7 protein-coding genes and 1 pseudogene are annotated in these 11,981 nt (G+C 71.4%); 5 read left to right on the top strand and 3 right to left on the bottom strand.

The window, feature by feature from the left end; translation table 11 throughout:
* A pseudogene (locus ACFP1Z_RS25245) lies at positions 1-194 on the top strand (ABC transporter ATP-binding protein); the annotation flags it as partial.
* 157 nt (positions 195-351) lie between these two features.
* The gene (locus ACFP1Z_RS25240; protein ID WP_390319716.1) at positions 352-1,602 is read left to right on the top strand and encodes a serine hydrolase domain-containing protein; all 1,251 of its coding nucleotides are present in this window, start codon (positions 352-354) and stop codon (positions 1,600-1,602) included.
* A gap of 51 nt (positions 1,603-1,653) precedes the next feature.
* Here the strand turns inward: ACFP1Z_RS25240 and ACFP1Z_RS25235 are convergent, their stop codons facing one another.
* The gene (locus ACFP1Z_RS25235; protein ID WP_390319715.1) at positions 1,654-3,279 is read right to left on the bottom strand and encodes a phospholipase D-like domain-containing protein; all 1,626 of its coding nucleotides are present in this window, start codon (positions 3,277-3,279) and stop codon (positions 1,654-1,656) included.
* 395 nt (positions 3,280-3,674) lie between these two features.
* Between ACFP1Z_RS25235 and ACFP1Z_RS25230 the strand changes: the two genes are divergently transcribed.
* The gene (locus ACFP1Z_RS25230) at positions 3,675-4,715 is read left to right on the top strand and encodes a tetratricopeptide repeat protein (RefSeq protein ID WP_390319714.1); all 1,041 of its coding nucleotides are present in this window, start codon (positions 3,675-3,677) and stop codon (positions 4,713-4,715) included.
* Between the two features lie 32 nt (positions 4,716-4,747).
* Here the strand turns inward: ACFP1Z_RS25230 and ACFP1Z_RS25225 are convergent, their stop codons facing one another.
* Entirely contained in the window at positions 4,748-6,328 is a 1,581-nt protein-coding gene (locus ACFP1Z_RS25225; protein ID WP_390319712.1) for an alpha/beta hydrolase, read from the bottom strand.
* A 225-nt stretch (positions 6,329-6,553) separates the two neighbouring features.
* Entirely contained in the window at positions 6,554-6,991 is a 438-nt protein-coding gene (locus tag ACFP1Z_RS25220) for a cupin domain-containing protein (RefSeq protein WP_390319710.1), read from the bottom strand.
* 272 nt (positions 6,992-7,263) lie between these two features.
* Between ACFP1Z_RS25220 and ACFP1Z_RS25215 the strand changes: the two genes are divergently transcribed.
* Positions 7,264-9,522 (top strand): PIG-L family deacetylase, encoded by a 2,259-nt coding sequence (locus ACFP1Z_RS25215; RefSeq protein ID WP_390319709.1) that lies wholly within the window; start codon positions 7,264-7,266, stop codon positions 9,520-9,522.
* A gap of 163 nt (positions 9,523-9,685) precedes the next feature.
* Positions 9,686-11,926: a PIG-L family deacetylase gene (locus tag ACFP1Z_RS25210; RefSeq protein ID WP_390319707.1), complete on the top strand. Its 2,241-nt coding sequence runs from the start codon at positions 9,686-9,688 to the stop codon at positions 11,924-11,926.
* Positions 11,927-11,981: the final 55 nt, after the last annotated feature.

Raw genomic sequence — 11,981 nt, 5'->3', positions numbered from 1 at the left:
CGACGCACCTGATCGCGATGCGGGACGGACGCGTCGTGGCGGAGGGCGCGCCCGGGGACATCGTGACGGCCGAACTCGTCGAGGACGTCTTCCAGTTGAAGTGCCGCGTCATCGACGACCCGGAGACCGGCACACCACTCGTGGTACCGATGGCACGCGAGAGAACGGGCCGGGAGGCGGCTGTGGCCCGCTGACCAGCCACTCACGTGCCCGGGCCGCCGGCCGGTGCCGCGCTGGTCCGGGGGCGCCGACGGTGGCCGATTTCCGTCCCTCGCTGCCGGGTCCGCTCAACTGTCGCGCACTGGACGGAGTCTCCCCGCGTGTACATGTCCGTTCAACGGAGGGGGAACCATGCAGACACGCACCGCCGGCAGAGCCGTCCTCACCACGCTGACCACGGCCGCCGTCACCGCCGCGGTCACCGCGGCGACGCTCACGGTGCCCGCCGCGGCCGCCACCGGCGGCGGGGACGGCCGCCACGCCGCGACCCGCGCCGCGATGGAGGCCCAGGTCACAGCGGGCGCGGTCGGCGTCCTGGGGCAGGCCCGGGACGGGGACGGGAGCTGGAACGCCTCGGCGGGCGTCGCGGACCTGCGCACCCACCGTCCGCGCATCGCCCAGGACCACTTCCGCGTCGGCAGCATCAGCAAGGCGTTCACCTCGGTCGTCCTGCTCCAGCTGGAGGCCGAGGGCAAGGTGGGCCTGGACGACAGCGTCGAGCGCTGGCTGCCCGGTGTGGTCCACGGCAACGGCCACGACGGCAGCGCCGTGACCATCCGTCAACTCCTCAACCACACCAGCGGAATCTTCAACTACACCGAGGACGAGGGCTTCATCTCCCTCCTCAGCAAGGACTTCCCGGAGCACCGCTTCGACTCCTTCACGCCCGAGGAGCTCGTGGCGACCGCCATGAAGCACGCCCCGTCCTTCAAGCCGGGGACGGACTGGCACTACTCCAACACCAACTACATCCTCGCCGGAATGATCGTCGAGAAGGTATCCGGCAACTCCTACGCCGACGAGATCGAGCGGCGGATCACCGGCCCGCTGCACCTGCGCCACACCAGCCTGCCGGGCACGGACCCGACCGTACCGGGCCCGCACGGCCGGGCCTACAGCAAGCTCACCGACCCGGCCCCGGACGCGAAGATCCACGACGTCACCGAGCTCAACCCCTCGTGGGGCGGCGCGGCCGGCGAGATCATCTCCACGACCGGCGATCTCAACACGTTCTACAGCGCGTTGCTGGGCGGCAAACTGCTCCCCGAGCGGCAGCAGAAGGAGCTGCTGACCACGGTTTCGACCGGCAAGCAGATCCCGGGCGGGCGGTACGGGCTGGGCGTGATGGCCGCCACGCTCCCGTGCGGCACCACGATCTGGATGCACGGCGGCGGTATCCACGGCTCGATGTCGATGGCCAGTGGCACGGCCGACGGCCGGCACACGGCGTCCTTCAACTTCAACGATGACTGGGCCGGTGACAGCACTCCCCTGCTGCTGGCCGAGTACTGCGGTACGGACCGGCCCGCGCCCCGCAGCGGCGTGGCGGCCTCTCCCTCGGACGTCACGGCGACCCTGAAGGCGCTCGCGGCACTGCGCTGAACCGTCGGTGCCCCCGTGGCCGTCCACGGGGGCACCGGATCAACGGGGCGCTCAGCCCTGGCAGATGCCGCGCTCGTAGTCGAACGTGGCCGTGGCCTTCGAGGTGTTCCACTGCGGGGCGAGCAGCTTGGCGTCCAGCTGGCGGGCCGCGTCGGGGCTCTCGACGATGTAGCCGAAGTCCTGCAGCCAGGCCGGGTAGAGGTTCTTGGAGCCGATGTAGAAGGCGGAGCCGTCCACCGAGACGAGCTTGTGGTGCTGTGCGTAGGGCTTGCCGTCGGCCCAGGTGGGGCTGTCGGCGACGCGGGCGCTCGCGAGCTGGAGGTTGCTGCACATCGTGGCCTGGGCGCCCTGCTTGCCGCCGGTGATCAGGGCGAGCCGTCCGCGCAGGGCGTCACTGATCTCGTCGAGGGACTTGATCTGCGAGTAGCCTCCGCTGCCGACGGCGCCCCGGTTGGCGGGGTCGCTGACGACGATGCGGACCTTCACCCCGGCGGCGAGCTTTTTGGCGAGGGCGTCGTAGAGCCGGATGTCGTAGCGGGGCAGCGGCGGGCAGGTGGCGGTGAGGTCCTGCTGGGAGATCTCGATGTGGTCGGTGGCGCTGTCGACGAGGGAACGCAGCGCGCTCTCCTCGGGGTTGACCGTGTCGTAGTCGCGGTCGGCGTTGGTGTTGTCGTGCAGGCCCACCACGCACTTGGTGTCCGGGGCGGTCGGCAGCTCGGGGCTGAAGGCGGAGGAGGCGTCGCGGTCCTTGATGCCCACGCCGAGGCCGCCGACGGCGATGACCTGGAGGTCGCCGGTGGCCGGGGCGGGTGTGGGGTTGGCCTCCTTCTCCATGGCGGCCATGCACGAGGCTCCGGGGGACGCCGCGAACCAGACGCTGGCGATGTTGTTCTTGTTCCCGCAGGTGAAGCCCCACAGCTCGTCGAGGTAGCGGCCGGCCGAACCGGCGGCGGGCCCGGTCAGCGCGAGGTCGACGTCCGAGACCGGGTGGCCGGTCTCCAGGTAGTCGCCCTTCCAGCTGTTGATGCCGCCGGTGATCGCCGACTCGCCGTCGACGACGAGGAGTTTGGAGTGGTTCCAGGAGAACGCGGTCTTCGACGTGGTCATCGACGCGACGTTGAGCGTGATGCTGTCGGCGGCCTTGCCGAGCTTCTTGCGCAGGTCGTCGCGGTAGGAGGAGGGCAGCACGTTGAGGTGGTAGACGGGGGCGGCGCCGACGAGGACCCGCACGCGCAGCTTGTTCCCGCCCTCCACGGACTTCTTCAGACCCGCCACGATCGCGTCCTGGAACGCGCCGTCGGGGAACGGCGCGAGGGAGGATATGTCGACGGTGCGGCGGGCCTTGGAGATGTTCTCGGTCATCTTCGCCAGCAGCCGCTCGCTGCCGGGGCGCTGCGCGCAGGAGGCGTCGCCCCAGCAACCGGGGGTCTGCAGCAGCCAGTCGGTGGGGTCGGCGGCGGAGGCGTCGAGCCGGTTGCCGGCGGTGCGTTCCCACACACTGCCCTCAAGTCCGGGTGAGACCTCGCGCAGGGACTTCTCGACGGCGTCGAGGTGCGGGGTGCCGGCGGCGGGGCCGGCGGCGGCCGCGGGGGTCGCGGGCAGGACGGCGAGGGCGAACGCCGAGGCCGCCGCGCAGCCGGCGAGCCGCAGCGCGGGGCGGGGACGGTTGCGAACCATGGTGGATCCTTGTCGGAAATCTCGGGGGTGGCCGCCGCGGGGACGCGCGACGCGCGCCCATGGCGGTACGCGCGTGCCGGAGCGGCCGCGCTGAAGATCGACAACGCTGAAACTACCAGCGATTCAGCGGAATTTGATCACCCGTCGTCAGGGATCCGTCAGAGAAGCTCACGGAAGAGGAACGCCGCCGTCCACCCCAAGGATGACCCGGAGCGCCGACCCCCGCCCGTGGAGGGACGGGAAGACCCCCTCACGGACGGATACCGCCCCCAGGGTTCAGGCCATAGCTTCTTGATCACCGCCGCTGACGTGATGCCCCGTCAGTAGTGCGCGCTCCGGGTGACGTATCGAGAAGATCGAGAAGATCGCGAAGATCGAGAAGTGAGGCAACCACCATGTACGGCAAGGCATTCGCTCCCGAGTACCAGGGCTCGCTGGACGGCCTGTCGGTCAACGCCTCGCTCGACGCCGTCCTCGCCACGGCCCTGGAGCGGCAGCGCGAGGCCGAACGCGCCGGCTGCCCGCGGGAGTCGGCCCACGCGCGGCTCGCGGTGGCCGAGGCGTGCCGCAGGCTGGGCCGGGTGACCGAGGCGGACCGGGCCTGGAAGGGCAGTTACCGGGCCGCCCGGAGCACGGGCGATCCGGCGGCCATGGCGTGGGCGCTGTGGAGCGGCGGCACCCTCGCCCGGCAGCGGGGCGCCCTGCCGCTGGCCCGTCGGCTGCTGGCCCTGGCCGCCGGACTCGCCGACGGCTCCGGGGACTTCCTGGCCCGCGGCTACGCGCTGGCCGGCCTCGCCGAGACGGGCCGGATCCAGGGCGACTACGAGGCCGTCCACGCGCTGCACGAGCGGCTGCTGGCGGAGGCCCGCGAACGCGGCGAGGCCCGGCACATGGTGTGGGCGCTGTCCGGCATCGCGCAGATGCGCCGCAACACCGGTGACCACGAGGCCGCCCTGGCCATGTTCGAGGAGGCGGCCGGGATAGCCGGGGCGGCCGAGGACGCCCGGGGGCTGGCCTGGTCGCTGCGCGGCGTCGCCGATGTGCGCTCGCTGCGCGGCGAGACGGAGGCGGCCCTGGAGCTGCTGTCGCGGGCCGAGGGGACCTGCCGTCGGATGCGGCTGCTCAGCGCGCTCGGCTACAACCTGAAGATGCGCGGCAACGTCCTCTTCCGCGCGGGCCGTTACCCCGAGGCCCGGGAGTGCTACCGCGAGGCGCTCGCCGAGTTCGAGGCCATGCAGGAGCCCCGGGGGGCGGCCCTCGCCCGGCTCGGCCTGGTCAAGACCCGGGCCCGGCTGGGCCGCGAGGCCTCCCGGACCGCGGCCGACCTCGACGAACTGCACCGCACCCTCGGCGGGTTCGGACTGCGGCACGCCCGCGCGATGGTCGACCGGGCCCGCACCGAACTCGGCCTCACCCCGGCCCCGGCCGCCCCCTGACCGGCCCCTGGCCGGGCTGTGGTGACAGCCCGTCAGTGGCCGTCGCCGGATATCGCGGTCGCCCCGGGCAGCGGCGCCCCGGCGCAGGTGAGGTCGCGCTCCGGGACCTTGCCCTCCAGCAGATAGTCGTTGACGACGCGCTCCACGCAGGCGCTGCCCCTGCGGTAGACGCCGTGGTCGCCGCCGGTGACGGTGACCAGGCGCGAGCCGCGCAGCGCGCGGTGGGCGCGGACGGCGCCCTCGTAGTAGGTCGCGGGATCGTGCAGGGAGTTGAGCATGAGCACGGGCGGCAGGCCCTTGCCGGTGACCTTGATCTGCGGGGCCGAGGACTGCGGCCAGGCGGCGCAGGCCGCCCCGAAGGCGAGCACACGGGCCCCGACGAGCGGGTATCGCGCGGCCAGTCGCCCGCTCTGCCGCTTCCAGTGGTCGGCATCCCGGTTCCAGGGAGTGTCGTTGCACGTGACGGAGAGGAAGTCGGAGAGGAACGCCGAGGACAGATAGCCGCCGTAGACCTTCGCCACGAGCCCCTTCTCGGCCGCCGTCGCGCTGTCCCAGTGCTCGACGGCGGCGAGGGCCTGCGCCAGGCCGGGGAATCCTTCCTTGGCGCTGTATATCGCGTTGCTCGCGCCGAAGTCGAAGTGGTTGGGGTCGAGGACCTTGCCGCCCCCGAGGTCGAGGGGGTGCTCGCGCAGCGCGGCCCGGCGCCGCTCCCAGGTGGCCTTGGCCTCGGCGGGGGTGCGTCCGTAGTGGTAGACGTCGTCGTGCTGGGCGAGCCAGGGCAGGAAGTCCTCCTCGAAGCGGCGCTGGAAGCTGCGCGGCTGCCCCTCCTCCCAGGTCTGCCAGTCGTCGGCGAAGGCGATATTGCTGTCCAGGACGGCGCGTTCGAGGCGCTCGGGGAACTCGGTCGCGTAGTAGGCGCCGAGCATGGTGGCGTAGGAGGCCCCGTAGTAGGTGATCTTCTGCTCGCCGAGGAGGGCGCGGTAGAGGTCCATGTCGCGCGCGGCCTGGTCGGTGGTGAGGTGACGGACCAGCTCCCCCTGCCGGTCACGGCAGTTGCCGGCGAGCGCGCGGGCGTTGTCGACGACGCGCCCCACGGCCGCCGGGGAGCGGTCGCGGAAGTCGCCCGCCCAGTACGCCTGGGACTCCTGCGCGGTCTGGCAGTCGACGGGCGTGCTCTTCCCGACGCCGCGCTGGTCGAAGCTCACCACGTCGTAGACGGCGCCGACCTCGGGCTCGTCCTTGACCAGGCCGGCGATCCGCAGCAGCCCGGAGGCCCCCGGCCCGCCGGCGGCCGTCATCAGCACGCCGCGCCGCCGGGAGGGGTCGGCGGCCGCCTTGCGGGAGACCACGACCGTGATGTCCCGCCCGGAGTCCGGGTGGTGCCAGTCCAGGGGCACGGTCATGTCCGCGCACTGCAGGGAGGGATCCCCCTCGCAGGGCTGCCACCGCAGCTCCTGCGCGGCGTACCGGGCCGGTACGGGCGGCACTGCGGCCGGGGCGCGGTCGTCGGCGACGGCGGCGCCCGTCGGCAGCAGGGTGGCCACAACGGCTGCCGTGGCCAGGGCACTTGCCGCGAGGGTGGTGGCGCGGCGCGGTCCGGCGGTCCGGAACATCGGTCCTCCTGTGAGGTGGTGCGGGATCACCAGTGATGTTCTGGCCTGCGAGATCCATGATCAACCCCTGCGGCGCCCGGATCGGGGTGATGCCAGTGCCACCCCTGAGACCGGTCTCCGGGACTTCCCCGGGATCGCCCCGTACTCCAGGGCCCGCAGACCACAGACCACGACACGGCCTGCGGACCACAGTCGCAGACCGCGGACCGCGGACCGGACCGCCGCTCACTCCATCTCGAAGTCCGCGAAGTCGAAGCCCGGCGCCACCACGCAGCTCACCAGCACCGGCTCGTCACCGGCCGGCTCCGCCGACTGCCACACGCCGCCCGGGACGAGGAACTGCGGCCGCTCCCCGCTCTCGACCCCGGGGCCGAGGACCGTCTCCGTGGCACCGGCCTCGTCCGGGGCGCCGCCGCTGCCGCCGAGCCGCATCCGCAGGGGCCCGCCCCGGTGCCACAGCCACAGCTCGTCCGAGCGCACCCGGTGCCAGCGCGAGATCTCTCCGGGGTGCAGCAGGAAGTAGATGCCGGTCGCGTACGCGCGGGGCCCGTCGTATCCGTCGGGCCGTGCCACGACGGGCGTCTTCCACGTCTCCTTGAACCATCCGCCCTCGACGTGGGGTTCAAGGCCGAGCAGGGTGACCAGTGCCGAGATGTTCGCCATGGGCACCCATCCTGGCGCGGCGGCGATCACCGGGGAAGGCCCGTCGAGCACTTTCCTCACGACCGCGCGTAATCAGTCGCATACGGAGCGGCACGACCATCCAGAACGGGCGCGAATTCCGCGAGGTCGAGATGCGGCTGTTACACGACGGATGGGAAACAGCAGGCTGCGAATCATATGATCGAACTCTTGAACCACGGGCGATTAGCGTAATTCGCCCGTTTTTGCATGGCCGCCGCGTCTCGGGGCGCGGAAATCGAAGGAGACCATCCGTGCCTGGGCACATATCACGCCGTCGCGCCCTCCAGATCGCCGGCGGCGGTCTCGTCGTGGGAGCGGGCGCAGCCGTGGGAACCTGGCAGTGGCTGGCTCCCGATGCCGAGGACTCCGGCGCGAAGAACGGCGTCCTCGCGCGGGCGAAGGGCTCCGGCGACGAGTCGTTCCTGCACATCATGGCGCACCAGGACGACAACCTGTACTTCATGAACCCCGAGCTGGAACAGTCCCTGCTCAGCGGGGCCGCCTCGGTGACGGTGTGCATGACGGGCGGCGAGTCCGACGGCAGGAACGCCAACGGCCACAAGCTGAGCGGCGCCGATTACAGGAAACTCCCGGAGAAGCAGCCGGAGTTCGTGCGTGCCCGCACCAACGGCCTGCGCCGCGCGACCGCGCAAATGGCCACCGGCAACGCCGAAAGCCCCTGGGAGATCGAGGCGCTGCGCCTCATACCCGGCTTCGAGGTCGAACTGCACACGCTGAAGGCCGCTCCCCAGATCCAGCTGATCTTCATGGAGCTCGTCGAAGCGGGGGCCATCAAGAACCCGAAGGAGCGCAGCATGCGCGGCCTGTGGCTGGGCGCCGCTCGCTCACTGACGACGCTCCCGCCCGCCGGCGGTCCGGTGAAGAGGACGTACCAGTACGCGCACGGGCAGGTCGTCGACACGCTCACCGCCGTCATGGAGCGCTACCAGCCCTCCGTGGTCCGCACCCTGGACCCCAACCCCAGCCACCGCGCCTACTGGGACAAGGACCGGCTCAACCAGCCCTCGACGCCCGAGAAGCTGCGGGGCATCGTCAGCTACGACCACCAGGACCACACCGCCTCCGCGCTGTACACGCAGGCGGCCCTGGCCCAGTACTGGACCAAGGAACACAGCCGCCCCACGGCCGTGGAGAGCTACCTCGGCTACGAGGTCTCGGACCTGAAGCTGCCGCCCAACCTCGACGGCACCGCGATCGACCGCAAGCTGGAGTTCCTCGACACCTACGGCTGGGTCGACGGCGCGGACTGCGGCGACAAGTCCGGCTGCGGTGACCGCAAGGTCGACGACCGCTCCAAGGACACCCGTTGGACGCAGAACTGCCGCACCCGCACGCCGGGCACGTCCCGCTGGGTGACGACCCTGCCCGACGGCCGGCTCGTGGCGTTCGCCGTCCTGAACGGCGCCGCGCAGTGCTGGACGGAGACCACGGCCGGCAGCGGCACCTGGAACAGCCCCGCCAAGGCGGGCGGCGAGATGCTGGAGGGCCAGATACAGGTGGCGCGCCACCCGGACGGCAAGCTCCAGCTGTTCGCCGTCCGCAGGATCGTGCCGTCGGCCCCCGGCAGGACGCACAAGCGTGAGGTCGTCACCGCGCTGCAGACCGGTACGGGCTCGGGCGGCACCCCCGTGTTCGACTCCTGGGAGAGCCTCGACTCCCCCGAGAGCGACCCGGCCCGCTCCCTGGAGGTCGGCCAGCCCGTCACCGTCGTGGACGACAAGGGCACCGTCACGGTGTTCGTCCGCCACTGGGACGAGAACATCAGCTTCCGTACCGCTGCCGGCGGCAGGAACTGGTCGCGGTGGCAGCAGTTGGAGACCCCGAACGGCAGGCGCGTCGAGGACGGTCTGGACGCCGCCTTCGACGAGGCGGGCCGGATGCACCTGGTCGCCTACTCCTACGCCTACGGCTACACCACCACCAAGGACAAGGAAGGCAACGACGAGTACCACGTCCAGGTCTCCGGCGGGACCGTCACCCACTGGATGTCGCCGAGCGCCGGCGAGACCCCGCGGCTCATGGACCCGACGGGCCTGCCCGCCGTCACCGGCGAACTCAGCCTGGCCCCGCTGCCCGGCGGCGGCATGCGCGCGGTCGCGCGCCACGGCGGCACCGCCCGCGTAGTGGTCTACGACCGCCCGGCGGACGGCAGTTGGAAGCAGACCGCCCTCACCGACGCCATCGGCGGCTTCGGCCGCGCCGCGGTCTCCGTCGAGAAGGACGGCACCACCGTCCTGGCCGCCCGTGACGCCAAGGGCCGCGTCCGCCTCGCCAAGGGCGCGGGGCGCCCGGACACCGCGTGGTTCGACGGCGGCATCGGTCACCGTGCCACGCCCGGCGTGACGCAGGACGCCCAGGGCCGTACGGTCGTCGTCGTCATCGGCCCGGACGGCAAGATCAGCAGCGCCCGCCGCACCGGCACGGGCCGCAGCGGCTTCACCGACTGGATCGGGCAGGACGGCAAGGCGCAGACCAGCACGATGTCGTAACGGACTGCTTGGCGAACAGCGGCGGTGGGCCCCTCGGTACCGAGGGGCCCACCGCCGCTGTTCTGCATCATATGATCACCTCTTGAACCGCGCGGGCGATCGGAGCAGTTCGCCCGTTTTTGCATGCTGCGCCGCAGGGCGCAGAGATCGAAGGAGACCATCCGTGCCTGGGCACATATCGCGCCGTCGCGCCCTCCAGATCGCCGGCGGCGGCCTCGCCGTGGGAGCGGGCGCCGCCGGAACCTGGCAGTGGCTGGCCCCCGCGCCCGAGGCGACGGAGTCCGGCGCGAGGAGGTTCGTCCAGGCGCGGGCGAAGGGTTCGGGCAATGAGTCGTTCCTGCACATCATGGCGCACGAGGACGACAACCTGTTCTTCATGAACCCGGAGCTGGAGCAGTCCATTCTGAGTGGGGCTCCGTCGGTGACGGTGTGCATGACGGGTGGCGAGTCGAACGGCAACAATTCGCAGGACGGTCCGGAGCTCCCCGAAAAGCGTCCCGAGTTTGTCCGCGCTCGCACCAACGGCCTGCGTCGGGCGACCGCCCAGATGGCCACCGGCGATCCCGAAAGTCCGTGGGAGCTTGAGGCGTTGAGCCTCATACCCGGCTTCCAGGTCGAACTGCACACGCTCACGGCCGCCCCTCAGGTCCAGCTCATCTTCATGGGCCTGTGCGAAGCGCGGACCATCCAATACGCGCCCCCGAACTGCATGCGCGGCCTGTGGCTGGGGGCAGTTCCCACACTGTCCACGCTCCTGCCCACCAGGAGCCCGCTGAAGAAGACCTACCAGTACAAGCACGGGGATGTCATCGACACCCTCACCGCTGTCCTGGAGCGCTACCAGCCCTCCGTGGTGCGCACCTTGGACCCCAACCCCTCCCACCTTCCCTACTGGGAGAGGTCGCCGTTCAACACGGCCCCGGGGGTACTGAAGGGCATTGCCAGCCACGACCACCAGGACCACACCGCCTCGGCGCTCTACACACAGATGGCCCTGACCCGGTACTGGTCCAAGGAGCACGCCCGCCCCACCGCGGTGGAGACCTACCTCGGCTACGAGACCACGAGCCTGAGCCTGCCGTGGAACCTCGACACGAACGCCATCGACCGCAAGGTCGACTACCTCTTGACCTACGGCTGGGCGGACAAGGCGGACTGCGGCGACGCGGCGGGCTGCGGTGACCTCAAGGTCGGCAAGCGCCCCGCGACCGGCCAGCGATGGAGCCACCACTGCCGTACGCGTGCGACGGGCACGGCGCGCTGGATCGCGACGCTGCCCGACGGCCGGCTCACGGCCTTCTCCCTGCTGAACGGCGCCGCGCAGTGCTGGACGGAAACCACGGCCGGCAGCGGGCAGTGGACCGGTCCCGCCTCGGTGGGCGGCGACCTTCCGAAGGACCAGGTACTGGAGGGCCAGATCCAGGTGGTGCGCCGCCCGGACGGCAAACTCCAGCTGTTCGCCGTCCGCAGGACCGTGCCGTCGACCGCGGGCAAGTATCAGCAGCAAGAGGTCGTCACTGCCCTGCAGACCAATCCGGGCTCGGGCGGTGCGCCGGCGTTCGGCCCCTGGGACAGTCTCGGCTCACCCGAGAGCGACGCGGCCCGGTCCCTGGAGGTCGGCTACCCGGTCGCGGTCGTGGACGAGAAGGGCAACTTCTCCGTCTTCGTCCGCAACTGGGACGAGAAGATCAGCTTCCGTACCAGCTCCGACGGCAAGAACTGGTCGCGGTGGCAGCAGTTGGCCTCGCCGAACGGGAGGCGGATCGAGGACGGTCTGGACGCCGCCGTCGACGCGAAGGGCCGGATGCATCTGGTCGCCTACTCCTACGCCTACGGCTACACCGTCACCAAGGACGACAAGGGCAAGGACAAGTTCGAGATCCAGGTCTCCGACAAGACCGTCACCCACTGGATGTCGCCGAGCGCCGGTGAGACCCCGCGGCTCATGGACCCGACTGGCCTGCCCCTGGTCACCGGCGAACTGACCCTGGTCCCCCTCTCCGACGGCGGCATGCGCATGGTCTCGCGTCAGGCCGACACGGCCCGCGTGATGGTCTGCGACCGCCCGGCGGACGGCAGTTGGAAGCAGACCGCCCTCACCGACGCCATCGGCGGCTTCGGCCGCGCCGCGGTCTCCGTCGAGAAGGACGGCACCACCGTCCTGGCCGCCCGCGACGCCAAGGGCCGCGTCCGCCTCTCCGTCGGCCAGGGCCGCCCCGGCACCTGGCTGGACGGCGGCATCAACCACCGCGCCACGCCCGGCGTCACGCAGGACGCCCAGGGCCGTACGGTCGTCGTCGTCATCGGCCCCGACGGCAAGATCAGCAGCGCCCGCCACACGGGCACCGGCTTCACCGGCTGGATCGGCCAGGACGGCACGAACCAGACCAACGCGATGGCGTAGCAACCGCCCCCGCAGCAGGGGGTGGTTGGCCCCTGGGGACATCCCCAGGGGCCAA

Origin of the sequence: Streptomyces gamaensis, from assembly GCF_042656465.1 — a bacterium.
In the GTDB taxonomy this organism is placed as follows: domain Bacteria; phylum Actinomycetota; class Actinomycetes; order Streptomycetales; family Streptomycetaceae; genus Streptomyces; species Streptomyces gamaensis.
This window is presented reverse-complemented; position numbering and strand designations above follow the sequence as displayed.

Excerpts from the sequence above, each read along its gene's own strand:
- ACFP1Z_RS25230 (WP_390319714.1), top strand. The coding sequence starts at position 3,675 with ATGTACGGCAAGGCATTCGCTCCCGAGTACCAGGGCTCGCTGGACGGC.
- ACFP1Z_RS25225 (WP_390319712.1), bottom strand. The coding sequence starts at position 6,328 with ATGTTCCGGACCGCCGGACCGCGCCGCGCCACCACCCTCGCGGCAAGT.
- ACFP1Z_RS25220 (WP_390319710.1), bottom strand. The coding sequence starts at position 6,991 with ATGGCGAACATCTCGGCACTGGTCACCCTGCTCGGCCTTGAACCCCAC.
- ACFP1Z_RS25240 (WP_390319716.1), top strand. The coding sequence starts at position 352 with ATGCAGACACGCACCGCCGGCAGAGCCGTCCTCACCACGCTGACCACG.
- ACFP1Z_RS25235 (WP_390319715.1), bottom strand. The coding sequence starts at position 3,279 with ATGGTTCGCAACCGTCCCCGCCCCGCGCTGCGGCTCGCCGGCTGCGCG.